The sequence below is a fragment of the Nocardioides sp. GXQ0305 genome, from assembly GCF_050880345.1.
Lineage (GTDB): Bacteria > Actinomycetota > Actinomycetes > Propionibacteriales > Nocardioidaceae > Nocardioides.
The window spans coordinates 157646-180771 of sequence record NZ_JBNYXG010000008.1 but is presented as its reverse complement, the minus strand read 5'-3'; the positions used below and the strand labels follow the sequence as shown (position 1 = coordinate 180771).

Annotated in this window: 22 protein-coding genes, 1 tRNA gene and 1 rRNA gene; 12 read left to right on the top strand and 12 right to left on the bottom strand. The window is 72.5% G+C overall.

The window, feature by feature from the left end; all coding sequences use genetic code 11:
- The 3 genes from ACQ1X7_RS18710 to tyrS all read right to left on the bottom strand — a co-directional run.
- Positions 1–64, bottom strand: a 16S ribosomal RNA gene (locus tag ACQ1X7_RS18710); the annotation flags it as partial.
- Between the two features lie 480 nt (positions 65–544).
- On the bottom strand, positions 545–1573 hold the full coding sequence (locus ACQ1X7_RS18705) for an alpha-hydroxy acid oxidase (RefSeq protein ID WP_432479746.1): 1029 nt from the start codon (positions 1571–1573) through the stop codon (positions 545–547).
- Positions 1574–1583: 10 nt separating this feature from the next.
- A complete protein-coding gene (gene tyrS / locus ACQ1X7_RS18700; protein WP_432479745.1) occupies positions 1584–2855 on the bottom strand; it encodes a tyrosine--tRNA ligase in 1272 nt (423 codons plus the stop codon).
- A 124-nt stretch (positions 2856–2979) separates the two neighbouring features.
- Here tyrS and ACQ1X7_RS18695 point away from each other — a divergent pair, with 124 nt between their 5' ends.
- The 7 genes from ACQ1X7_RS18695 to ACQ1X7_RS18665 all read left to right on the top strand — a co-directional run bounded on the left by ACQ1X7_RS18695 (position 2980) and on the right by ACQ1X7_RS18665 (position 9315).
- Entirely contained in the window at positions 2980–4389 is a 1410-nt protein-coding gene (locus tag ACQ1X7_RS18695; protein WP_432479744.1) for a serine/threonine-protein kinase, read from the top strand.
- Between the two features lie 19 nt (positions 4390–4408).
- Positions 4409–5596 (top strand): hypothetical protein, encoded by a 1188-nt coding sequence (locus ACQ1X7_RS18690; protein ID WP_432479743.1) that lies wholly within the window; start codon positions 4409–4411, stop codon positions 5594–5596.
- A gap of 202 nt (positions 5597–5798) precedes the next feature.
- Positions 5799–6002, top strand: coding sequence for a hypothetical protein (locus ACQ1X7_RS18685; RefSeq protein ID WP_432479742.1), 204 nt, complete (start codon positions 5799–5801; stop codon positions 6000–6002).
- Positions 6003–6073: 71 nt separating this feature from the next.
- Complete coding sequence (locus ACQ1X7_RS18680; protein ID WP_432479741.1) at positions 6074–6739, top strand: nitroreductase family protein; 666 nt, start codon at positions 6074–6076, stop codon at positions 6737–6739.
- A gap of 120 nt (positions 6740–6859) precedes the next feature.
- A complete protein-coding gene (locus tag ACQ1X7_RS18675; RefSeq protein ID WP_432479740.1) occupies positions 6860–7675 on the top strand; it encodes a maleylpyruvate isomerase family mycothiol-dependent enzyme in 816 nt (271 codons plus the stop codon).
- Between the two features lie 7 nt (positions 7676–7682).
- Entirely contained in the window at positions 7683–8180 is a 498-nt protein-coding gene (locus tag ACQ1X7_RS18670) for a VOC family protein (RefSeq protein ID WP_432479739.1), read from the top strand.
- Between the two features lie 43 nt (positions 8181–8223).
- Positions 8224–9315 (top strand): ScyD/ScyE family protein, encoded by a 1092-nt coding sequence (locus tag ACQ1X7_RS18665; RefSeq protein WP_432479738.1) that lies wholly within the window; start codon positions 8224–8226, stop codon positions 9313–9315.
- A gap of 68 nt (positions 9316–9383) precedes the next feature.
- Here ACQ1X7_RS18665 and ACQ1X7_RS18660 read toward each other — a convergent pair.
- The 8 genes from ACQ1X7_RS18660 to ACQ1X7_RS18625 form a co-directional block, all read right to left on the bottom strand.
- Positions 9384–9457, bottom strand: a tRNA-Ile gene (locus tag ACQ1X7_RS18660).
- Between the two features lie 206 nt (positions 9458–9663).
- Positions 9664–10455, bottom strand: a complete 792-nt coding sequence (locus ACQ1X7_RS18655; protein ID WP_432479737.1) for an SDR family NAD(P)-dependent oxidoreductase — start codon at positions 10453–10455, stop codon at positions 9664–9666.
- A complete protein-coding gene (locus tag ACQ1X7_RS18650) occupies positions 10455–11924 on the bottom strand; it encodes an aldehyde dehydrogenase family protein (protein ID WP_432479736.1) in 1470 nt (489 codons plus the stop codon). Before ACQ1X7_RS18650 ends, ACQ1X7_RS18655 begins: the two co-directional genes overlap by 1 nt.
- Positions 11921–12805 (bottom strand): ATP-binding cassette domain-containing protein, encoded by an 885-nt coding sequence (locus ACQ1X7_RS18645; RefSeq protein ID WP_432479735.1) that lies wholly within the window; start codon positions 12803–12805, stop codon positions 11921–11923. The genes ACQ1X7_RS18650 and ACQ1X7_RS18645 overlap by 4 nt, the downstream gene beginning before the upstream one ends.
- Entirely contained in the window at positions 12798–13781 is a 984-nt protein-coding gene (locus ACQ1X7_RS18640) for an ABC transporter ATP-binding protein (RefSeq protein ID WP_432479734.1), read from the bottom strand. The genes ACQ1X7_RS18645 and ACQ1X7_RS18640 overlap by 8 nt, the downstream gene beginning before the upstream one ends.
- The gene (locus ACQ1X7_RS18635) at positions 13778–14638 is read right to left on the bottom strand and encodes an ABC transporter permease (RefSeq protein ID WP_432479733.1); all 861 of its coding nucleotides are present in this window, start codon (positions 14636–14638) and stop codon (positions 13778–13780) included. The genes ACQ1X7_RS18640 and ACQ1X7_RS18635 overlap by 4 nt, the downstream gene beginning before the upstream one ends.
- On the bottom strand, positions 14635–15585 hold the full coding sequence (locus ACQ1X7_RS18630; RefSeq protein WP_432479732.1) for an ABC transporter permease: 951 nt from the start codon (positions 15583–15585) through the stop codon (positions 14635–14637). Before ACQ1X7_RS18630 ends, ACQ1X7_RS18635 begins: the two co-directional genes overlap by 4 nt.
- Positions 15586–15600: 15 nt before the next feature.
- Positions 15601–17139: an ABC transporter substrate-binding protein gene (locus ACQ1X7_RS18625; RefSeq protein WP_432479731.1), complete on the bottom strand. Its 1539-nt coding sequence runs from the start codon at positions 17137–17139 to the stop codon at positions 15601–15603.
- A 110-nt stretch (positions 17140–17249) separates the two neighbouring features.
- On the opposite strand from ACQ1X7_RS18625, the gene ACQ1X7_RS18620 reads away from it, so the two are divergent.
- From ACQ1X7_RS18620 to ACQ1X7_RS18600, 5 genes are read left to right on the top strand one after another with little or no spacing between them, the layout of a single operon-like run.
- Positions 17250–18674 (top strand): amidase, encoded by a 1425-nt coding sequence (locus ACQ1X7_RS18620; RefSeq protein ID WP_432479730.1) that lies wholly within the window; start codon positions 17250–17252, stop codon positions 18672–18674.
- Entirely contained in the window at positions 18671–19444 is a 774-nt protein-coding gene (locus ACQ1X7_RS18615) for a FadR/GntR family transcriptional regulator (RefSeq protein ID WP_432479729.1), read from the top strand. Before ACQ1X7_RS18620 ends, ACQ1X7_RS18615 begins: the two co-directional genes overlap by 4 nt.
- 52 nt (positions 19445–19496) lie before the next feature.
- Positions 19497–21941 carry a glycogen debranching protein gene (locus ACQ1X7_RS18610; protein ID WP_432479728.1) on the top strand — a complete coding sequence of 815 codons (2445 nt, stop codon included), beginning with the start codon at positions 19497–19499 and terminating at the stop codon, positions 21939–21941.
- Positions 21869–22138 (top strand): hypothetical protein, encoded by a 270-nt coding sequence (locus ACQ1X7_RS18605; RefSeq protein ID WP_432479727.1) that lies wholly within the window; start codon positions 21869–21871, stop codon positions 22136–22138. Before ACQ1X7_RS18610 ends, ACQ1X7_RS18605 begins: the two co-directional genes overlap by 73 nt.
- Before the next feature lie 23 nt (positions 22139–22161).
- Positions 22162–22902, top strand: a complete 741-nt coding sequence (locus ACQ1X7_RS18600) for a PIG-L deacetylase family protein (RefSeq protein ID WP_432479726.1) — start codon at positions 22162–22164, stop codon at positions 22900–22902.
- A 1-nt stretch (position 22903) separates the two neighbouring features.
- On the opposite strand, the gene ACQ1X7_RS18595 is transcribed toward ACQ1X7_RS18600, so the two are convergent.
- The gene (locus ACQ1X7_RS18595; RefSeq protein WP_432479725.1) at positions 22904–23071 is read right to left on the bottom strand and encodes a hypothetical protein; all 168 of its coding nucleotides are present in this window, start codon (positions 23069–23071) and stop codon (positions 22904–22906) included.
- Between the last annotated feature and the right edge of the window lie 55 nt (positions 23072–23126).

Sequence of the window (23126 nt, the reverse complement as noted above, 5' to 3'; positions counted from 1 at the left end):
CGACTTGCATGTGTTAAGCACGCCGCCAGCGTTCGTCCTGAGCCAGGATCAAACTCTCCGTAGAAAACCTACAAAAAGAACAAACCTGACAACAAACCCTGACAAAAAGCCAGAATCATCATCAAAACCCAAACAACAACCAACCCAAACAGAGTCAGCCATTGACAGGGCACACAAATCAATTCATCGACTAAATGACACACTGTTGAGTTCTCAAACATCAGACACACGCCGCGCTCCGGCCCTCGGCCATTGCTACGGCGGCTGGTGAAACCTAGCGGGATGAATTCGCCTCGTGCAAATCGGAGCTCATTCCTCCCCACCCCGCACATCCCGGTGGCCGGGTCCCGGTGATCGGCGCCGAGGCGCGCGACCGTGGTTCCCGATCGATGAGGGTGAGAGGTGGTCACCCAGGACGGTCGACCCCCGGTCCGAGGACCTGGCGGGCGCCGCTCCCGTGGCGACCCGGAGAACATTAGGGGACCGAGCGGGCCGGTCCAAAATCGGATGCCTGTGTCCTGTGCCACATCAGCGTTTCCGCAGGTCAGCGGCCCTGTAAACGCCCCGGGCCAGCGATCCCGGGCGTGTCGCTCACGCGCGCGCAGCCGGCGATCCGCATCCCCTCGACGAGCTCGGCGGTCAGCCGGTCGAGGGTGGCCGCCACCTCGTCGGCTCCCCCCGCCGCCAGCGCGTGGACGGCGAGCCTGCCCACGAACGCGGCGTCGGCCCCCAGGGACAGGGCCGCGAGCACGTCGAGCCCGCTGGAGACACCCCCGTCGACGTACACCTGCACCTGCTCACCCACGGCCGCAGCCACGTCCGGCAGCGCGTCACGGGTCGCGACCGTGCGGTCGAGCTGGCGACCCCCGTGGTTGGAGACCCAGACCGCATCGGCGCCCGCGCCGACGCAGCGCCGCGCGTCGTCCGCCCGCAGCACACCCTTGACCACGACGGGGACGCCGGACACCTCGCGCAGCCAGCCGATGTCCCGGGGGCCGAGGTCCGTGGCCCACCGGGTCTCCCCCGGCGCGGCGAAGTTGGTCCGGAACCAGCTCAGGTCGACGCCCTCCCAGTCCTGCTCCCGGGGGCGGTACTTGGTCCCGGCGACGGGGGTGTCCGCCGTCAGCACCACCGCCGAGGCCCCGGCCGCCACCGCGGCCTCGAGGACCGGGCCCAGGGAGTCCCGGTCGGGGGGGACGTAGGCCTGGAGCCACCAGGGGCCACCGAGCCGGAGCGCGGCGAAGGGGTGCCCCGCGTTGGAGGAGACCACGTGCAGCGCTCCGGCAGCGGCGGCGCCGCGGGCCATCGCGACCTCGCCCTCGGGATGGGCCGCCCGCAGCAGCGCCGTGGGAGCGATCCCGACCGGTGTGGCGAGGCGGTGCCCGAGCACGTCGGTGGCGGGGTCGACGTGTGAGACGTCCTGCAGCACGCGCGGGAGGAACCGCACGTCTCGCCAGGCCGCGCCGGCCTCGGCGGCGGTCACCCCCTCGCGGGCGCCGGACGAGACGTACTGCCACATCGCTGCCGGCATGGCGGCCCGGGCGCGTTCGGCCAGGTCCGCTTGCCAGGTCACCGCCGCACCCTCACCGGCCGACGACCTCGACGCCCGCGAAGTTCTTCTTGCCGCGCCGCAGCACCAGCCACGAGCCGGCCACCAGATCGTCCTGGGTCGGGACCATCTCGGGGTCGTCGACCCGGTCGTTGTTGAGGTAGGCGCCGCCCTCGCCCACGGTCCGGCGCGCCTCCCCCTTGCTCTTCGCCAGCCCGGTCTCGACCAGGAGGTCGACGACCGTGGGCAGCTCGCCCGAGACGGTGACCGACCCGGCCTCGCGCAGCGCCGCTCCGAGCGTCGCGCCGCGAAGCCCGTGGAGGTCGCCCCCACCGAACAGGGCCGCGGCCGCCGCCTTGGCCTGGGCCGTCTCGTCCTCGCCGTGCACCAGCGCGGTCACCTCGTCGGCCAGCGCCTTCTGGCCTGCCCTGAGCCAGGGCTTCTCCCGGGTCTGCTCCTCCAGGGACTCGATCTCCTCCCGGGAGAGGAACGTGAAGACCCGCAGCAGCTCACCGACCTTCTGGTCCTCGGCGTTCAGCCAGAACTGGTGGAACCCGTACGGCGAGAGCATCTCGGGGTCCAGCCAGAGTGCTCCGCCCTCGGTCTTGCCGTACTTCGTGCCGTCGGAACGGGTCAGCAGGGGCGTGGCGAAGGCGTGGGCGTGACCGCCCGCGGCACGGCGGATGAGCTCCACGCCCGCCGTGAGGTTGCCCCACTGGTCCGAGCCACCGAACTGCAGCGTCACGCCATGGTCCTGGTAGAGGTTCAGGAAGTCCCAGGACTGCAGCAGCACGTAGCTGAACTCCGTGTAGCTGATGCCCTGCTCGAGCCGCCGGCTCACCACGTCGCGCGCCAGCATCCGATTGACGGGGAAGTGCTTGCCGACGTCCCGCAGGAAGTCGATGGTCGAGAGGCTGGCGGTCCAGGCGTAGTTGTTGACCATGGTCGCGCCGTTGGGGCCGTCGAACACCAGGAACGGCTCGATCTGGGCCCGCACCCGGTCGACCCAGTCCTTGACCACGTCGAGCGAGTTGAGAGTGCGCTCGCCGCTGTCCCTCGGGTCGCCGATCATGCCGGTGGCGCCGCCCACCAGCGCGTAGGGCCGGTGGCCGGCCAGCTGCAGTCGGCGGGCGGTGAGGACCTGGACGAGGTGGCCCATGTGGAGGCTCGGCGCGGTCGGGTCGAAGCCCACGTAGAAGCCCACGCTCCGCTCGCTCAGCGCGTCGCGCAGGGCGTCGAGGTCCGTCGAGTGCGCGACCAGGCCGCGCCACTCGAGGTCGTCGAGGAGTGTGGGATCGATGGACAACGTCGTGCCTCCCGGGGTCGGTTCTCTGGGTGACAGCCTGCCGCATGCCCAGCGGTCGTGCACCCGGGATCGGCCGCGCCGCTTCACCCGGACGGGTGTCTCGGTGGGTGGATAGCATGCCCGGGTGATCGCAGGCAGGTACCAGCTCGACCGCGAGATCGGCCGGGGCGGCATGGGGGCTGTGTGGCTGGCCCGCGACACGACGCTCGGGCGCGAGGTGGCCATCAAGCGGCTCGGTCTCATGCCGGGTGTCTCCGGCCCCGACCTCGACCGCGCCGCACGGGAAGCACGGCTGGCCGCGCGCCTCAACCACCCGCACGTCGTCCACGTCTTCGACCTCGTGAACGAGGACGAGGGCCAGTGGCTGGTCATGGAGTACGTCGAGGGGCGGACCCTGGCCGCCATGGTCCGCGTCGACGGACCGCTCTCGCTGCAGCGGGCCTCCGCACTGCTGGGCCAGGCGGCCGACGCACTCGCCGCTGCGCACGCCGCCGGGATCGTCCACCGGGACGTGAAGCCGTCCAACATCCTGGTCGGCCACGACGACGAGGTGAAGCTCTCCGACTTCGGCATCGCCCGCGCGGAGGCGGACGCGTCGCTCACCCAGACCGGGCTGGTCACCGGGTCGCCGGCGTACCTCTCGCCGGAGGTGGCCAGCGGCCACACGGCGACCAGCGCGAGTGACGTGTGGTCGCTGGGGGCCACCCTCTACCACGCCCTGTCCGGCCGGCCGCCGTACGAGGTCGGCGAGAACCTGATGGGGGCTCTGTTCCGCATCGTCCACGAGGACCCGCCGCGGTTGGCGGACGCGGGGTGGCTGGCGCCGCTGCTCGAGGCCACCATGACCAAGCAGCCCGATGCACGCTGGTCGATGGCCGAGGTCCGGGACTACCTGCACTCGGGTGGTCGCGGAGGTGCCGCGGCCACGAGCTCCGGGGCCACCCAGGTGATGACGGCCGCTCCCGCCGCCGAGGCGTCACCACCTGCGCCCGCGGCCGAGACGCCACCTCCTGCCCAGCCCCCGCCCCCCGCCGCCGGGTCGGACTCACGTCGACGGCGCCGCTGGCTGCCGCTCGTCCTCGCCGCCGCCGTCCTGCTCGTGCTGGGCGCCCTCGCGTGGACCCTGCTGCGCGGGGACGACGGCAGCTCCCCCACCATCGACCGTCCCGATGCGAGCGAGAAGGCGGGTGGCGGCGCGTCCGACAGCTCGTCGCCGGCGCCCGAGGGCCCCACCGCCCGCGGCATGGAGCGCTTCATCGACAACTACCTCGCGACGGCGCCCAGCTCCCCCGAGACCACGTTCGAGATGCTGACTCCTGCCTTCCAGAGGGCCAGTGGCGGCCTCGAGGGGTACTCCGGCTACTGGTCGACGATCGCCACGGCAGAGCCGGTCGAGGTGAGCGCCGACCCGGACAGCCTCGTCGTCGAGTACACCGTGGCCTACACGCGTCAGGACGGCAGCGAGGCCACCGACGACGTGGTTCTCCAGCTGCAGTTCGAGGACGGGCAATACCTGATCGCAGACGAGACCTGAGCCGGTTAGCCTGCCTCGCGTGCGTTCTTCTCTCGGCCGCAGCGTGCTGGTGGCGCTCGGCGTCACGGTCCTCGCAGTGATCCTCCTGTACGTCGCCTCGACGTGGGGCTACGCGGCGTGGAGCCAGTCGCGCGCACCCCAGGAGTCCGGCATCGCTGCGATGCCCACGACCGTCGAGAACGCACCCCCGAGCGTCGGCACGACGGGTCAGTACGGACCGCTCGGCACCGTCTCGATGGTGTTCGCAGGCACCCGGGTCGAGGACGGCCTGGTGGGCGAGGTCGAGCAGCCCTGGCTGGCCATCGCCGCGCGGACCGGCGAGTACCGCGCGCTCACCGCTCCCGACCTGCCCAGCCCCCAGCCGGGGGCGGTGGCGATCGATCGCGACGGTGACCGGCTCGCCTGGGCCACCGGCGACGGAGTGGTGGTCTACGACACCGGGACCGGCGACGCGCGCCGGGTCCCGCTCGACGGGGCGTCACGGGTGGGGAAGTTCTCGCCGGACGGCTCGATGCTGAGCGTCCACGCGGGCGGGTTGTCGCTGCTCGACCTCGACAGCGGGCAGGTGGTCGCAGAGGCCCCCGACACCGACCCGGAGGTCGTGCGCCACGCGGCGTGGCGCGCCGACTCCAGCGCGGTCGACCACGTCGCGGGCGCCGACCTGGTCACGCTGCCCGCGGACGGCTCGGACCCGACGACCCAGCCCTCCCCCTTCGACGAGGGCGTGCCGATGGCGTGGGCGCCTGACGGCGGACAGCTGGCCGCGCTGCAGGAGGACGACGACGGGGTCCTCAGCCTGGTGACCGCACCGGCGGACCCCGACGGCGGGCTCGGGGAGGCGCGGACGGTGGACACCTCCGGCGTGTCCCTGGACGGCCTGCTGGGCTTCAGCGGCGACGACACGGTGGCCGTCACTGCCTACCTCCTCGAGTCGGGCAGCATCGAGCGGGTCCTCGACATCGAGCTCGACGGCGGCTCACCGGTCGACGTCTCGGCCCTGCCGTCGCCCGGCGAGAACTGGCGGAGCAGCGCGACCCTCGCCGTCTCCGACCAGGCGCTCCTGTCGGGCAGCACCGACTTCGGGAACAAGGTCTGGCCCTGGAGCTACCGGGCACGGCTGGCCGCGTGCGCGCTGCTCGGCCTGTTCTTCCTGGGGCTCTGGGCCACCCGTCGCCGGCGCACCCGGCGGCGCCGGCAACGTACCTGAACGAGCGCCCGGCTCGGAAGGGTGAAGCGCCCGACGTCGTCTCCCTGCCAGACTGCCCGCTCCGGCCACGGTGGCCGGGAAAGGAAGTGAAGGAGCTCCATGAACACTCGCACCATCGCCATCGCGGCTCTCGTCATCGCCGTTATCGTGCTGCTCATCTTCCTGCTCTGACGGCCGGAGCCACACGGGAAGGAGACCCTCCATGGGACGTCTGCTGACCATCATCGTCGTCGTCTGGCTGCTGATCGGCGCCCTGGCCGCGTGGCAGCGGGGCTACTTCGGCGACGACGAGGACGTGAGCTGCAAGGAGTTCAGCGACACCGCGCTGACGATCGTCGCCGGACCGCTCAACTACGTCGGGGTCAACCCGAAGGTGAAGTGCCGGACGCCGCAGCCCTCGTCCTGAGCCGCCGGGGCGCGGGTCGAGCACGCTGGCCCGCGCCCGCCGGTGGGTCGGCGCGCCGCTAGGTTCGACGCATGGACCTGTACGACGTGATGCGCACCACCGCGGCGGTGCGCGACTTCACCGACGACCCGTTGCCGGACGAGGTCCTGCACACGATCCTCGACAACGCCCGCTTCGCCCCGAGCGGGGGCAACCGCCAGGGCACGCGGATCGTGGTCGTCCGGGATCCCGCGACCCGGGCCCGGTTGGCCGAGATCACCGCGCCGGGGGCCCGGCGCTACCACGCGCAGCGGGCTGCGGGCGAGACCCCGTGGAGCGGGTACTCGCCGAGCGCGGTCACCGAGGCCGAGGTGGCCGCGACCGCCGTGCCCGCGTCCGTGACCGAGCCGCTGCAGCGCGCCGCCGTCGTCCTGGTCGTCTGCGTGGACCTCCGGGCCGTGGCAGCGCTCGACAAGGAGCTGGACCGGGTCGGCATCGTGGGCGGCGCCTCGGTCTACCCGCTGGTGTGGAACATCCTGCTGGCGGCTCGCAACGAGGGGTTCGGGGGGACCATCACGACGATGGCGGTCGCCGAGGAGCCGGCGCTCAAGGAGCTGCTGGGCATCCCCGACCCGTACGCCGTGGCGGCCGTCGTACCCCTGGGCAAGCCGGTCAAGCAGCTGTCGCGGCTGACCAGGGTGGCGGTGGGCGAGCTGGCCTGCCGTGAGCACTGGGGCGGGGAGCCGCTCCGGGTGTAGCCTCCGGTTGAATCCACAACGACGACTCGTCGGGTCGGCGTCGTCGCGCCGCTCCGTCGCAGCCCTGGACCGGGATCGGGTCCGGCACGTGTGCACTCACCTCTCACGAGGAGGTCGGTCATGGAGACCTGGAACGCCATGACCCCGGACGGCAAGGACACGGTCCTGCGGGTCGTGCGACAGGAAGCAGAGCAGTTCTTCGACCTCGTCGACCGCGACGAGGCCTGGGAGGCGCCCACCGGCGCCGGGCACTGGCAGGTGCGCGACGTCGTCGGTCACCTGGTGGACACCACCGAGGCCTACTTCGTCTCGTTCGACGCCGCCCGCAACCACCGGGAGGTCGAACCGGCGTACGGTCTGCCGGGCATGGCCGCCCGGTGCGACGACATGGCGCTGGCCTTCCGGTCGGTGACCCGATCCGAGCTGGTCGAGCGGGCACGCGCCGACTTCGACACGATGATGACGACGTTCGAGGCGCTGACCGACGCGGACTGGACCGACCTGCTGGTCCCGCACTTCTACATGGGACCGCTTCCCGCGTTCTTCTACCCGGCCTTCCAGCTGATGGACTACGGCGTCCACTCCTGGGACGTCCGGCAGGGCACCGGCCGCGCGCACGGCCTGTCGGGTGAGGCCGCGGACCTGCTCGTGCCCTTCATGTACGTGCTGTGGCAGTACACGACCAACCCGGTCGGGCCGGACGACGCCTGCGAGATCGGCGTCCGCCTCACCTCCGGCCCGCACGAGGGAACCACGCGGGTCTCGCTGACCGAGGAGGGGTTCTCGTACGCCGCCGGCGAGGCCGATGACCTGACCGTCCTCGAGTTCGACCCGGGGAGCTTCGTGCTGACCGCGTTCGGGCGAAGCAATGCAGGCACGATCAGGGGTGACCGCGCGGTCGCCGACCGCTTCTTGAACATCTTCTTCAGGATCTGAGGTGCCCATGACCGACATCGACCTCACCGCCATCGACTCCGAGCGGGAGCGGCTCCGCGAGGCCTACCTCCTGCCGACCGGTCGACGGCCGGCGTCCTCGGCCCGCGGACTCCACCACTTCGCCGTCATCGCGCGTGACGTCGAGGAGACCATCAGGTTCTACCAGGAGCTGCTGGAGTTCCCGCTCACGGAGATCTTCGAGAACCGCGACTACCAGGGCTCCAACCACTTCTTCTTCGACATCGGGCACGGAAACCTGCTGGCCTTCTTCGACTTCCCGGGCCTCGACGTCGGCGAGTACGCCGAGGTCATGGGCGGACTGCACCACATCGCGATCTCGGTGGAGCCGGCGCAGTGGGAGCGGCTGGTCGACAAGCTCGACGCGGCCGGCGTCGAGTACCTGCGCGAGAGCGGCACCTCGGTCTACTTCCGGGACCCCAACGGTGCCCGGCTGGAGCTGATCGCCGACCCGCTCGGGGAGATGTACGGCACCAAGGTGCAGTAACCAGACGTGGGGGCGTGAGCAGCACACGACAGAGGGGGTATTCATGGCACGCGCACACCGTCTCGGGATCATCGCCCTGTTCGCCGCAGCCGGACTGGCGGTGACGGGCGTCCAGCCCGCCACCGCCGGCGGAGGGGGTGGCTCCCCGGGGGAACCCCGGGTGATCGCGACGGGGCTGGACAACCCACGGGGCCTGGCCTTCGACCGCAGGGGCTCGTTGTACGTCGCCGAGTCGGGCACCGGCGGCGCGGGCCCGTGCTTCCCGGGTCCCGAGGGACCCACCGTGTGCTTCGGCGAGTCCGGCGGGGTCACCAAGATCGGCAGGCACGGCCAGCGCCGCGTCGTCGACGGGCTCGGGTCGATCGCCAACGAGGGCACCGGCGAGTTCGCGATCGGTCCGTCCGACGTGGCCTTCGCGGGCCGAAAGATGTTCGTCACCGAGGGGCTCGGGCTCGACCTCGACTTCAGCAACACCGTCCCCGAGCTGGCCGACATGGGTCAGCTGCTGGCGGTGTCCGGGAAGCACGGTGTGGTGACCGTCGCCGACCTGGCGGCGTTCGAGGACGCGAACAACCCCACCGGTGACGAGGAGAACGTCAACCCGAACTCGATGATCCGCGGCAAGAAGGGGATGGTCGTCGCTGACGCCGGCGCCAACGACCTGCTGCTGGTGAAGAAGAACGGCCGGGTCAAGGTGCTGGCGATCTTCCCGAACCGCACCGTGGGGGACGCCACCTTCGACGAGGTCCCGACGTCGGTGCAGCGTGGGCCCGACGGAGCATGGTACGTCGGCCAGCTGACCGGCTTCCCGTTCCTGCCGGGCGTCGCCAACGTCTACCGGGTGTCGGCGTCCGGGGACGTCACGGTGGCCGCGACCGGGTTCACCAACATCATCGACATCGCGTTCGACAAGCACGGCCGGTTGTACGTGCTGGAGATCTTCGCGAACGGCCTGCTCTCGGGCGACCCGACCGGTGCGCTGATCAGGGTCGACGACGACGGCAGCCAGACCGAGATCATGTCCGAGGGTCTGATCACGCCGGGCGGCCTGACGATCCGCGGCCACGCGGCGTACGTGAGCAACTGCGGCACGTGCGCGGGCGCGGGTGAGGTGCTGAGGATCCCGCTCGGCTGAGCTCTGCTCGGCCCCGCGTCCGGCTCCCGGCCGGGCGCGTGGCCGAGGGAGTCTGCTGGTGGGACGGGTGGGGCGGGTGGGGCTCGAACCCACGACCCAAGGATTATGAGTCCTCTGCTCTGACCGGCTGAGCTACCGCCCCGTTGCGAGGGCACCCTACCGACGCGCCCTCAGCCCCGATCGACCTGCGGGCCGAACCGCCGAGTCGGTGACCCGTCACCTCTGCAGCTTCGGAACCGACCGAGCCGTCACTCCCGCACGCACCGTCCTGCACGAGTGACAGCTCGGGGCCTTCTGAACCTGCACGAGTGACGGGTCACGCTGCCAGGGGTCGACCCGGTTTCGGCGTCAGGTGGGCGGGGTGAAGCGGCCGTCGATGGCGGTCCACCCACCGTCGACGGCCAGCTGGGCGCCGGTGACGTACGACGACGCGTCGGAGGCGAGGTAGACCACCGCGCCGGCGAGCTCGTCGGGACGCGACCAGCGGCCGAGCGCGCTCTTGTCGGCGTACGCCTGGGCCCACGCCGGCACGTCCTTGATCTGGGCGGTGAGCGGGGTGTCGACGATCCCGGGTGCGACCGCGTTGAGCCGCACCCCCGCGGGGCCGAGCTCCGCGGCGGCCGTGCGGAGCAGCTGCACCAGCCCCGCCTTGGTCGCCGCGTAGACGCCCTGACCGGGCTCCACCGCCACGGCCCGGATCGAGCTGAAGCCGATGATGCTGCCACGGCCGCGCTCGGCCATCCCGGCGCCGAAGGCCCGCACCAGGTCGAACGCCGCCCGCAGGTTGAGCGACACCACGCGGTCGAACTCCTCGGCTGAGTAGTCGAGGACCCGCTTGCGCACGTTGGTCGCGGCCGTGAACACCAGCACGTCGACCGCGCCCAGCTCGGTCGCGGCGCGGTCGACCGCGGCGGCGTCGAGCACGTCGAGCGCGTACGCCGACAGCGACCCGCCGTGGGCGGCGGTCTGCTCGGCGGCCTCGAGGTCACGATCGGCGCACACCACCTCGGCGCCGTGGGCGGCCAGCGCGAGCGCGCTCTCCCGGCCGATGCCGCTGCCGGCGCCGACGACCACCGCACGGCGACCGTCGAGCCGGAACAGGTCGGCGTAGGCGGCGACCCTGTCGTCGGTCGTGGTCATCAGCCCCTCCTCGTCGTCGGCCGGATCACGGCCATCCGGGTCACCGTGAGCTCCTCGACGGCGAAGCGCGGACCCTCGCGCCCGGCGCCGGAGTCCTTGACGCCGCCGTAGGGCATCACGTCGGAACGGAAGCCGGGCACCTCGTTGACCACCACTCCCCCGACCTCGAGCCGGTCGATCGCCTCGAACGCCGCTTCGAGCGACGCGGTGAACACGCTCGCGTGGAGCCCGTAGCGCGAGGCGTTGACCACGTCGTACGCAGTGGCGAGGTCGGGCACCGACCGCACCGCGACCACCGGGGCGAACACCTCCTCGTCCCAGGCGGGGAGGCCGTCGGGCACGTCGAGCAGCACGGTCGGTGCCACCACGGCACCGTCGACCTCGCCGCCCGCGACCACCTCGGCCCCGGCGGCGACCGCCGCCGCCAGCCACTCCTGGACGCGATCGGCGGACCGCCGGTCGATGAGTGCGGAGACCCGGGTCCGCTCGTCGCGGGGGTCGCCGACGACGACGTCCGCCATCCGTGCGGCGAGCCGGTCGAGGAAGGCGTCGCGGACCGGGTCGACGACCACCACCCGCTGCACGCTGATGCAGGCCTGGCCGGACGCGTAGTAGCCACCGCGCACCACGGCGTCGGCGGCGGCGTCGAGGTCGGCGTCGGCCGCCACCACGAGGGCGGCGTTGGAGCCCAGCTCGAGCAGCACCTTGGTCGGCGCCGCGTCGCGGGCGATCCGGTGGCCGACGGCGGCGGAGCCGGTGAACGACACGGCGCCCAGCCGCGGGTCGGTGGTGAGCGCCGCTCCGACCTCGGGACCCCCCGTCACCAGCTGCACCGCCGTCCGCGGTCCGCCGGCCTCGGCGAGCGCCTCCCGGACGAGGTGCACGAGCCACAGGGTCGCGACGGGCGTCTGTGGCGCCGGCTTGGCGACGACGGGACAGCCGGCGGCGAGCGCCGGGGCGATCTTGTGGGTGGCGAGCAGCAACGGGTAGTTGAACCCCGCGATGCCGACCACGACCCCGATCGGCTTGCGCACCCAGAAGCCCTGCAGCCCGTCGCCGCTCGGCAGCAGGTCGAGCGGCACCGTCTCCCCGTGCAGCCGCGCGACCTCCTCAGCGGCGGTCTGCAGCGTCAGCAGGGTCCGGTCGACCTCGACCCGGCAGTCGACCAGCGGCTTGCCGGTCTCGAGGACCAGCAGCTCCTCGAACGCCGTACGCCGCGCGGCGACCGCGTCGTGGGTGGCGAGCAGGGCCTGTCGGCGGACCCGTGACGGGAGCCGGCCCACCTGCTCCCGGACCGCGACCGCCTCGTCGACCGCACGCCGCGCGAGGTCGGCGTCGCCGACCGGTGCGGTCGCCACCACCGCGCCGTCGTGGGGGAACCGCACCTCGGCGGTGTCGGGTGCGGGCTCCCACCGGTCGCCGACCGGGAGCCCCTCGGGGAAGTGCTGGGTGTGCACGGAGCGCGTCATCCCTCCTCCTGCCCGTCCGGCAGGGTGTCGTGCCGACCGGCGAGGTCGGCGGCGGTGACCCCCGCGAGCGCCTTGTCCAGCGTGGGGACCGCGTTGATCAGGGTCTGCGTGTAGGGGTGCTGCGGGTCCTCGTAGAGCTGCTCGGTGGGCCCGGACTCCACGATCCGGCCGTCGTGCACGACGGCGACCCGGTCGCACACGTGGCGCACGACCGACAGGTCGTGGGAGACGAACACGAGGGTGAGGTCGAGCTCCTCGACCAGCTCGCTGATCAGGTTCAGCACCTGGGCGCGGACCGAGACGTCGAGCGCGCTGACCGGCTCGTCCGCCACGATCACGCGGGGTCGGGGGGCGAGCGCCCGGGCGATCGAGATCCGCTGGCGCTGGCCGCCCGAGAACTGGTGCGGGAACCGGTCGGCGGCATCCCGGGTCAACCCCACCGCCTCGAGCAGCTCGACGACCCGCGCCTCGTGGTCGGCGTGCCCCTGCGCGACCAGCGGCTCGGCCACGATGTCGCGCACCCGCATCCGCGGGTCGAGCGAGCCCATCGGGTCCTGGAACACGACCTGGAGGTGCTCGCGGAGGAAGCCGAGGCGCCGGTCCGGGAGGTCGGTGATGTCGTGGCCGTCGACCATCACCGTCCCCGACGTGGCCCGGTCGAGGCCCGCGACGATACGCAGCAGCGTCGACTTGCCGCAGCCGGACTCCCCGACGATCCCGAAGTGCTCGCCGTGGGCCACGTCGAAGCCGACGCCCCGCAGCGCGTGCACCACGGGTGCCGGTCGGCGCAGCGAGGTGCGCGGTCGCCGGTAGTCGCGGACCAGGCCGCGCACGCTGATCGCGGCGGCCGGGTCGGCGGCGCCGTACGTCGGCTCAGGCACGGGCCAGCTCCTCGTCGTCGGTGACCGGGTGGACGCACGCGTGGCCGGCGTCCGGGCCGGTGCCGGCCCAGGGCGGCAGCTCCGCGCAGGCGGCGTCCGCGTGGCCGCAGCGGCTGCGGAAGACGCAGCCGCTCGGGAACTCACCGGCAGGCGGCACCGTCCCGGGGATGGTCACCAGCCGGCCCCGCTCGTCGACCGCGGTGAGGTCGGAGGCGCCCACGAGTCCCTGGGTGTAGCGGTGCCGCGGACGGGTGAGCACCTGGTCCACCGGCCCGGCCTCGACGATCCGGCCGCCGTACATCACCAGGACGCGTTCGCACGCGGTCGCGACGACCGCGAGGTCGTGGGTGATGAACAGCATCGCCGACCGGCGCTCCTCCACACCGCGCACGATCAGGTCCAGGACCCGCGCCTGGACCGTGACGTCGAGCGCCGTGGTGGGCTCGTCGCAGATCAGCAGGGCCGGGTCGTTGGCGAGCGCCAGGGCGAGCACGATCCGCTGCCGCTGGCCGCCGGAGAACTGGTGGGGGTAGGCCCTCGCGGCGTCGGCCGGGTCGGGCAGGCCCACCTGGTCGAGCAGCCCGACGGCCGCGGCGTGCGCCGAGCGGCGGTCGGGCCGGGTGCCGTGCACCAGCAGCACCTCGGCGACCTGGCGGCCGACCCGCATCGTCGGGTTGAGCGCGGTCATCGGCTCCTGGAACACCATCGCGACCTCCCGGCCGCGGACGCCGGACAGGGTCCGTTCGTCGGCACCGACCAGGTCGGCCCCGACCCCCGCCACCCGCACCGAGCCGCGCGCCCGGAGGCCCTCGGGGAGCAGGCCCATCATGGCCAGCGCCGTGAGGGACTTCCCGGAGCCGGACTCGCCGATCAGGCCGACCCGCTCCCCCGCCCGGATCTCGAAGCCCACGTCGTCGACCAGCCGGTGGTGGCCGGTCTCGACCCCGAGGCCCTCGACGGTCACGACGCCGTTCACCGGCGGTCCTCGAGCTTGGGGTCGAAGCGGTCCCGCAGCCCGTCGCCGAGCAGGTTGAAGCCGAGCACGGCGAGGGCGATCGCGGCACCCGGGAAGACCGCGAGCCGGGGCGCCGAGAACAGCAGCTCCTGGCTCTCCTGCAGCATCCGGCCCCACGACGGCGTGGGCGGCGGCGTGCCGTACCCGAGGAACGACAGCGCCGCCTCCGCCAGCACCGCGATCGCGAAGCCGACCGAGGCCTGCACGATGACCAGGCTGCTGACGTTGGGCAGGACGTGCCGCACGCCGATCGCGAACGGCGTCCGGCCGGCCGCGCGGGCCGCCATCGCGTACTCGGTCCGGAGCACCTGGAGGGTGCCGCTGCGCACCAGCCGGGCGAAGCTCGGGATGGTGGCGATCCCGATCGCCACCATGGCGACCAGGGTGCCGCCGCCGTAGACCGTCGCGAACATGATGGCCAGGAGCAGGGCCGGGAAGGCGAGCAGCAGGTCGTTGCCGCGCATCACCAGCTCCCCGAACCACCGTGACCCCATCGCTGCGAGGATGCCGAGCGGGACGCCCACCAGCGCCGCCACCCCGACCGCGACGAACCCGACGAAGAGGGTGGTCCGCGACCCGACCATGATCCGGCTGAAGACGTCGCGACCGAACTTGTCGGTGCCGAACCAGTACTCCGCCGACGGCTCCAGCAGCCGCGCCTTCGGGTCGACGAGGGTGGGGTCGTGGGGTGTCCAGACGAACGACACCAGCGCCATCGCGATGATCCCGAGCACGATCACGCCACCGACGACGAGGCCCGCTTCGATCCGTCGTCCGCGCCGGCCACCGGCCGGCCGGCCGGTCTCGAGGGCGCTCATGCGGTTGCCGTCCGCAGCCGCGGGTCGATCACGACGTAGAGCAGGTCGACCACGAAGTTCACCAGGAGCACCGCGAGGACCAGGATCATCACCACGTCCTGGACCATGATCAGGTCGCGGTTGGACACGCTGTCGAGCAGCAGGCTGCCGAGCCCGGGGATCACGAAGACCCTCTCGACCACCACCGCACCCACCAGCAGCGTCGCGAGCTGCAGGGCGAGCACGGTCACGACCGGCACGGCCGCGTTGCGCAGGCCGTGCCGCCGGAGCGCCTGGCCGGGGCGCAGCCCCTTGGCGCGGGCCGTACGGAGGTAGTCCTCCCGGAGCACGTCGAGGACGGCGCTGCGGACGTAGCGGGTCAGCACGGCTCCCTGCACCAGCCCGAGCGACAGCGCCGGCAGCACGAGCTGCTGGAGGAACATGACCGGGTCCTCGGCCGGCGGCGTCCAGCCGTTGGCCGGCAGCCACCCTAGCTTCACCGAGAACAGGGTGATCAGCAGGATCCCGGCGAGGAACGCCGGCACCGCGACCCCGACCTGTGACCCCGCCGACAGCACCAGCCCGGACCACCGGCGGTGCCGGACCGCCATCAGCGTGCCGACCGGCACCGCGATCGCGAGCGCGATCACCATGGCGGCGCCGACCAGCCACAGCGTGACCAGGAACCGGTCGGTGATCTGCGGACCGATGTCGGTGCGCGAGATGTAGGACTGCCCGAGGTCGAGGGTCAGCAGCCCCTGCAGCCAGTCGAGGTACTGCACCACGTAGGACCGGTCGAGCCCGAACTGCTGCTCCATCTGGGCGACCGCCTCGTCGGAGGCGTTGACGCCCAGCGCGACGCGTGCGGGGTTCCCGGGCAGCACCGCCATGAACGTGAACACGACGACCGAGCTCACCAGCAGGCTGCCCAGCAGGATCGCGAGGCGTTGCAGGACGCGGAGCAGCATGGGTCTCGGGTCAGGTCACTCGCGGCCGAGCCCGGTGACGTCGAAGGACTCCGAGATGGCGTTCTGCGGGAGTCCGGTGACGTCGGCGTCGGCCACGACCAGGTTGGGCAGCAGGAACAGCCAGTCGGCCGCGGCGTCGTCCGACAGCTTCTGGGCGGCCTGCCGCATGTGGTCGACCTGCTCGTCCGGGGTGCCGCGGTCGGCCTGCGCGAGCAGGTCCTGGAACTCGGGGTCGCCGTAGCGGGTGTAGTACGTCGGGTCGCCGAACACCGCGCCCATGTCGCGGGGCTCCACGTGGGCGATGATCGACAGGTCGTAGTCGGCGTTGGTGAACACCGTGTTGAGCCACGCCGCCGGGAACTCCAGCTGGTCCAGCTCGACGGTGAAGCCGACCTCCTCCAGCTGGCTCTTCACCACCTGGCCGCACGCGTCGGCGTACGGCAGCGTCGGCAGCCGCAGCCGGACGGTCTCGTCGGCGGCCTCACTCTGCTGGAGCAGCTGCTCGGCCCGGTCGGGGTCGTAGGGGTAGTCGCCGGTGCGGTCCTCGAACCACGGGTCGGTCGGCGGCACCATGCTGCCGATCAGCTCGCCGCGCCCGGCCCAGCAGGTGTCGACGAGCGCCTGGTGGTCGATGGCGTGGCGGGCCGCCTGCCGGGCCTTCAGGTCGCTCATCGGCCCCGACTCGTTGTTCATCGACAGCACCACCTCGCCGTTGGTGGTGCCCTCGATGACCTGGTAGGCGTCATTGCCCTCGAACTGCTCGAGCGACTCCGGCGTCTGCACGGTGCCGATGACGTCGATGGTGTCGCTCAGGAAGGCGTTGTTGAGCGCCGTGGCGTCCTTGAAGTACTGGAGGGTCACGGTCTCGAAGTACGGCGCCTCGCCCCAGTAGTCGTCGTTGCGGGTCAGCGTGATCGAGTCGCCGCGGGTCCAGTCGCCGACGTCGTAGGGGCCGGTGCCGACCGGGTCGTTGGCCAGGTCGGAGACGCCCTGCTCGTCGAACATGGCGCCGACGCGCGTGGTCATCCGGTAGAGCCAGTCGTTGCTGGGCTGCTTCAGGGTCACCACGAGCTCGGTGTCCGACGGGGCCTCGACCGACTTCACGACGTCCATCGCCGCCTTGAGCGAGATCGTCCAGTCCGAGGAGACCCGCTCGATCGAGAACGTGGCGTCCTGGGCCGTGAAGGGCTCGCCGTTGGCGAACGTGGCGCCGTCGACCAGCTGGAAGGTGTAGGTCGTCCCGTCCTCCGAGACCTCCCAGGACTCGGCGAGCGACGGTACGATCTCCCCCTCCTGGTCGACCTCGACCAGGTTCTCGTAGACGTTGTAGAGGAGGGCCTGCGGGATCGCGGCGCCGTCGGTGGTCGTGAAGTCGAGGTTGACGGGCTCGGCGACGAGCCCGACCGTCAGCTGCTCGTCACTGGTCCCGCCACCACCGCTGTCGTCGCCGCTCGGGCTGGTGCCCGATCCGGCCGAGCAGGCCGCCAGCACGAGGGAGGCGGCTGCGGCCACGGCCGTCAGGGTGCGGGCCCGCGACAGGCTGGGAATCTTCACGTCAGTCCTCCCGAACTGGTCTGACCAGTGATCTACGTCTCGATCTCCGTTACCCTCACGACCACGGCGCCGGATGTCAAGGGTCCGGTTCCACCCGACGAGGGAGGCACATGCCCGGCCACGACTCCCCCCACACGCTCCCGGCGGTGGAGCTGGTGCGCGCGTACGCCGCCCGCGAGCTGTCGCCGGTCGAGGTGCTCGCCGCGGTGGAGTCGGTCATCGAGGCGCGGGAGCCGGTGCTCAACGCGTTCTGGCACCGGGACCCGGCGGCCGCGCGCGAGGCGGCCGTGGCCAGCGAGGCCCGCTGGGCAGCCGGTGCGCCGGTCGGGGCGCTCGACGGCGTCCCGGTCACCCTCAAGGAGAACCTCGCCCGCCGCGGTGTCCCGATGCCGGCCGGCAGCGCCGGGGTCGAACCGGTCGTGCCGGCGCACGACGCCCCCGTGACCGCGCGGGTCGTCGAGGCCGGCGGCGTGGTCCTCGGGTCCACGGTGATGCCCGACTGGGGCATGCTCTCCTCCGGCGTCTCCAGCCGCCACGGGACCACCCGGAGCCCCTGGAACCCCGCCTGGACGACGGGTGGCTCGAGCTCCGGCGCGGGAGCGGCCGCGGCAGGTGGCTACGGTCCGCTCCACGTCGGCACCGACATCGGCGGTTCGATCCGTCTCCCGGGCTCGTGGCTGGGGCTGGTCGCGCTCAAGCCCAGCGCCGGCCGGGTGCCGCTCGACACGCCCTACCTCGGCCGGGTCGCCGGGCCGATGACCCGGACCGTGACCGACGCCGCGCTGCTGATGCGGGAGATCAGCCGCCCCGACCCCCGCGACTGGACCGCCCTCCCTCCGACCGAGCTCGACTGGCTCGGCCTCGACCGCGACGTGGCCGGGCTGCGGGTCGCGCTGCACCTCGATGCCGGGTGCGGAGCCGCGGTCGACCCCGCGGTCGCCGACGCCGTACGCCGGGCGGCCACGTGCCTCGAGCAGGCCGGCGCGGTCGTGGAGGAGCTCGGGCCCTTCGTCGAGCAGGAGCTTCTCGACGCGCTCGACCGGTTCTGGCGGGTCCGCTCGTGGGCGGACTACAGCCGGCTGCCGGCCGACGCACAGCACCGGGTGCTGCCCTACATCGCCGAGTGGGCGCGAGGTGGCGCCGACGTCTCGGGGCGGGACGTGCTCGACGCCTACCACCAGGTCGCGGTGATGCAGGCGCGCACCGTCGCCGCGACCCTGCCCTACGACCTGGTCCTCTCCCCCGTCAGCCCCGCGCCGGCGTTCGCGGCCGAGCAGCCGATGCCGGTCCCCGACCCGGGCGTCACGATGTCGCACATCGGGTTCACTGCGCCGTACAACATGTCGGGACAGCCCGCGGTCAGCATCAACGCCGGCTTCACCGGCGACGGGCGACCACTGGGCGTGCAGCTGGCCGGTCGCCGGTTCGACGACCTCGGCGTGCTGCGCGCCGCGGCCTGGTACGAGCGGCACCGGCCGGCCGACGCGGTGCCCGACTGGCCCGACGGGGCCGCGATCGCCGGGGGGACGGCATGACCGACCGAGCACGGTTCCAGCAGGTCGAGCCGGTGCGGCTCTACCAGCGGATCGTCGAGCAGATCGAGGACGCGATCGCGGCCGGCACCCTGTCCCCCGGCGAGCGGCTGCCGAGCGAGCGGGAGCTGGTCGCCCAGTTCGGCGCCAGCCGGCCGACGGTGCGCGAGGCGCTCCGGGTGCTGGAGAGCAACGGACTCGTCCGGTCCCGGCCCGGTGACCCGCGAGGCCCGGAGATCCTCCCGTTCTCCCCGCACGGCCTCGCCAAGCAGATGACCCGGCTCACCCGGATCGACCAGATGTCGATCGCCGACCTGGTGGCGTTCCGGATGATCCTCGACGGCTCGGCCAGCCTCCTGGCCGCCCGGCTCAGGTCGGAGGCCGAGCTCGCCGCCATGGAGGAGACCATCACGGTGATGGGGGACGCCATCGACCGCGGCTTCGACGAGTTCGGCGAGGCCGACGTCGCCTTCCACGACGCCGTCGCGCTGGCCAGCCGCAACACCCTGATCCAGGTCTGCAACAGCGTGGTCCGCGGCGTCGTGCTGTCGCTGATCTCCGACAAGGTCGCCCGCGCCCGCAACAGCAAGGCCCTGATGAGGGAGTCGCTGCGACACCACCGGGAGGTGCTCGACGCGATCCGCGCCGGCGATGGCCCCGGCGCCGCCCGGATCTCCCGGCAGAACCTCTACGACTACTACGCCGGCTACGTGCCCCGGAAGGACCGGGAGCCGCTGCGTGCGCTGCTGGAGGGCGAGCCCGGCCAGTCCTGACGGCGTGGTGTAATGCACGTCACATGCATCCTCTGCCTCCGTCAGGAGAGCCATGTCTCGGATCCTCGGCCAGCCTGCCCTCCTCGCCGCCACCACGGCCCTCGTCCTCGGGACCACGTCCCTGGGCGTGCAGGCTTCCGGCAGTCCGTCCGGGCCGTCCGCGCCACCGGAGCCGTCCACGACCGGTGCGCGCAGCCCCGAGCTGAGCGAGACCACCCGGCTGGCGGACCGCCGTTCCCTGGTGACGGGCGACCGCGCCTACGCCATGGGCACCGCCGACGGGCTCTACCCGGCGGCAGGATGGCACGTCCGCGGCGAGATGGGCGGGATGTGGACCCCGCCGATGAAGATGGTCGACGGCGTCTGGATCCGGCTCGGCGACGAGTGGCTGGGCGACCGGCGACGCGGCGCGGCGGCGACCCGGACCACCGCCGGATGGGGCTACACCCGGACGGCGTACGAACGGGTCGGCCGGGTGCGGGTGGAGCGCACCGACTTCGTGCCCGACGGCACCCGCGCCACCCTCGTCGGCCTCACCCTCACCTCGCCGGTCCGGACGAGGATGCCGGTCGGCCTCGACGCCCACTCCGAGCTGATGAGCTCCTACCCGTGGGGCGGGACCACCCCGAACGCGAAGAGGTTCAACCTGCGCGACACCGGCTCCTTCTCCCGCGGCAGCCTCGTCTTCCGCGAGCAGGGCACGCCGCCGGTCGCGAACGCCGAGCGGCACGACTGGGCGGCCGTCGTCGGCAGCACCGTGCGGCCACGGTCCCACGCGCTCGGACCCGACCACCGCGGGCCGCAGGACCCCGCCGTGGTCTGCCCCCTGGAGGGAGACGCGCCGCCGACCTGCGACGACAGCGAGGCCGGCAAGGGAACGGGCGGCCGGCTCCGGTGGCAGCTGAAGCTGAAGGCCGACCGGCCCCGGACCATCTGGTTCGCCGTCGCCGGCTCCGACCACGGCCTGCGGGACGCGCGTGCCGAGCTCGCCGACGCCCTCGACCGGCCCGCGGCCGCCCTGGAGAGCAAGGTCGCGTCGAGGAAGGAATGGGACTCCCACAGCCGGGTCGACCTGCCCGGCGACCCGTTGCTCGAGCAGAGCATCGCCTGGAGCAAGCAGAACCTCGTCGACTCCGTGCAGGAGGCGCACGACCTCGAGCTGCGGGCCGTCGAGGAGGGCACGCAGTACCCGGCGCCCGCGGACGAGCTCGACCGGGCACGCTGGCTGGGCGCCGGCTGGCCCGACTACCCGTGGCTGTTCGGCACCGACGGCGAGTACACCGCGTTCGCGAGCGTGGCGATGGGCCAGTTCGACGACATCCAGGCCCATCTGCGCGCCCTGCGCGACGTCAGCGTCGTCCTCAACGGTGACAGCGGCAAGGTGATCCACGAGGTGACGCCGGACGGCTCGGCCTACTACGGGACGCTCGACTCCGCCGGCAACACCGACGAGACGTCGAAGTTCCCGAGCGCGGTCGCCCTGATCTGGCGGTGGACCGGCGACGACGCCTTCCGCGACGACCTCTACCCGTTCACCGTGCGCAACATGCGCTACGTCGTCGAGCAGCTCGACGAGGACGGCGACGGCTGGCCCGAGGGCCTCGGCAACGTCGAGCGGCCCGGCATGGGCGAGGAGAAGCTCGACAACACCGTCTACACCATCCGCGGCCTGCGCGACCTCGCCGACCTCGCCCGCAGCAAGGGCGACGACGACACCGCGACCTGGGCGTCCGAGCGGGCCGCGGCGATGGAGGCCGACTTCGAGCAGGCCTGGTGGTACGGCGGCGACGCCGACCAGTACGCCGACTCGCTGGACGACCCCGACGACCCGGGGAACGACAACACCAGGATCCTCCAGCGGCACTGGATCGGCGTCACGCCGATGGACGCCGAGCTGGTGCGTCCGGGCCAGCCGACCCGTCCGCTCGCCACCGACGAGCACGGGCCGGTGGCGCTCGAGCAGCGGCAGGAGGACTGCTACTCCGGGGAGTTCGGGCTCTTCCACACCGGCACCGGCCCGACCTCGGCGGAGGGAGGCAACCGCGGCCCGAGCTGCGACTCCGTGGTCTCGACCGTGCAGAGCGAGCGGTCGGTGTTCTCGCTCAACACCGGGATCATGGCGGTCGCCGAGGGCAACTTCGGCCGGCTCGGCGAGGACGAGCAGCAGCGGTACACCACCGGCAATGCCCGGATCCAGTCGACCGCTCGGTGTGGGAGATGCCGGGCGCGATGCCCGAGATCGCCCCGAGCCCGGACTTCGAGCCGAACATCGACCGGCCCCTCTACGACCGCTCGATGGTGCTGCAGGCGTGGGGCACCTACGGGACGCTCTACCCCGTGGTCCACCACCAGCTGGGCGTCAGCCCCGACCTCGGCCGCGGCGCCCTCGCCGTCGTCCCGGAGGTTCCGGAGGGGCAGGAGCGGGTGGCCGGCAGCAACATCGTGCTGGGCGACGGATCGGTCGACGTCTCCGCGGAGCGGACCGCCTCGACGCTGACCACCACGGTGACCCGCGACCTGTCCGCCGAGCTGACGATCGGGCACGTGCTGCCCGAGGGGGCCGAGGTCTCGGCCGTCACCCTCGACGGCGAGCCCGCGACGTACGACGTCCGCGACACCGCCCGCGGCCAGGAGGTGGTGGTCGACGCCGGCGCCGGGAGCGGCACCAGGGTGCTGGTGGTCTCGTACACCTGAGCCGGGAGTGCCATGCTCCTCCCATGGACATCGAGCCTCTCGAGCAGCTGCCCGAGGACTGGGAACGGATGCTCTGCGTCGTCGCCCATCCCGACGACATGGAGTTCGGCGCCGCCGCGGCCGTCGCGCGGTGGACCGGGCAGGGCAAGGACGTCGTCTACTGCATGGTCACCAGCGGCGAGGCCGGGATCGACGGCATGCATCCCGACGAGTGCCGGCGGGTGCGCGAGGCCGAGCAGGTCGAGTCGGCGCGGATCGTCGGCGTCGAGGCCGTGGAGTTCCTCGGCCTGCCCGACGGGATCCTCGAGTACGGCGTCCCCCTGCGCCGGGCCATCGCCGAGGTCGTCCGGCGGCACCGGCCCGAGGTCGTGGTGACCGGCAACTTCCGCGACACCTGGGGCGGGCGCAACCTCAACCAGGCCGACCACATCGCGGTCGGGAGGGCCGTGGTCGACGCGGTCCGCGACTCCGGCAACCGCTGGGTGTTCCCCGACCAGCTCGAGGACGGTCTCGAGCCGTGGGGCGGCGTACGCGCGGTGTGGGCCTTCGGCTCGCCGGGGTCCGGCCACGCCGTCGACACGACCGACACCTTCGATGCGGGGGTCGCCTCGCTGGAGGCCCACCGTGCCTACATCGACGGCCTGGGCTGGGAGCACTTCGACCCGAGGGAGTTCCTCGAGGGGATGGGCCGGCAGACCGGGCAGCGGCTCGGCGTCGCGCTCGCCGCGCCGTTCGAGGTCTACCCGATGGGCTGGGGCGAGTAGGTCACAGGCTGCTCGGCGGCCCGAAGGGCACGTCGCGGATGTCGCGGATGCCGAGCCGTTCGGTGGAGCACGGCAGGAGCGTGTCGTCCGGACACGCCTGCCGCCGCACGGCCCAGGCCCCGAGCGCCACCACCGCGAGGGTGAACAGAACGAGCGCCACGTAGACCATGGGCCACCTCCTGACGGGAATTGAACCACACGATCGTGGCGCTGCGCCGCTGCTC

Coding starts and splice junctions, on each gene's coding strand:
- ACQ1X7_RS18655 (WP_432479737.1), bottom strand. CDS start 10,455: ATGACCACGACCGACGACAGGGTCGCCGCCTACGCCGACCTGTTCCGG.
- ACQ1X7_RS18665 (WP_432479738.1), top strand. CDS start 8,224: ATGGCACGCGCACACCGTCTCGGGATCATCGCCCTGTTCGCCGCAGCC.
- ACQ1X7_RS18630 (WP_432479732.1), bottom strand. CDS start 15,585: ATGCTGCTCCGCGTCCTGCAACGCCTCGCGATCCTGCTGGGCAGCCTG.
- ACQ1X7_RS18675 (WP_432479740.1), top strand. CDS start 6,860: ATGGAGACCTGGAACGCCATGACCCCGGACGGCAAGGACACGGTCCTG.
- ACQ1X7_RS18615 (WP_432479729.1), top strand. CDS start 18,671: ATGACCGACCGAGCACGGTTCCAGCAGGTCGAGCCGGTGCGGCTCTAC.
- ACQ1X7_RS18600 (WP_432479726.1), top strand. CDS start 22,162: ATGGACATCGAGCCTCTCGAGCAGCTGCCCGAGGACTGGGAACGGATG.
- ACQ1X7_RS18685 (WP_432479742.1), top strand. CDS start 5,799: ATGGGACGTCTGCTGACCATCATCGTCGTCGTCTGGCTGCTGATCGGC.
- ACQ1X7_RS18635 (WP_432479733.1), bottom strand. CDS start 14,638: ATGAGCGCCCTCGAGACCGGCCGGCCGGCCGGTGGCCGGCGCGGACGA.
- ACQ1X7_RS18670 (WP_432479739.1), top strand. CDS start 7,683: ATGACCGACATCGACCTCACCGCCATCGACTCCGAGCGGGAGCGGCTC.
- ACQ1X7_RS18650 (WP_432479736.1), bottom strand. CDS start 11,924: ATGACGCGCTCCGTGCACACCCAGCACTTCCCCGAGGGGCTCCCGGTC.
- ACQ1X7_RS18595 (WP_432479725.1), bottom strand. CDS start 23,071: ATGGTCTACGTGGCGCTCGTTCTGTTCACCCTCGCGGTGGTGGCGCTC.
- ACQ1X7_RS18620 (WP_432479730.1), top strand. CDS start 17,250: ATGCCCGGCCACGACTCCCCCCACACGCTCCCGGCGGTGGAGCTGGTG.
- ACQ1X7_RS18680 (WP_432479741.1), top strand. CDS start 6,074: ATGGACCTGTACGACGTGATGCGCACCACCGCGGCGGTGCGCGACTTC.
- ACQ1X7_RS18610 (WP_432479728.1), top strand. CDS start 19,497: ATGTCTCGGATCCTCGGCCAGCCTGCCCTCCTCGCCGCCACCACGGCC.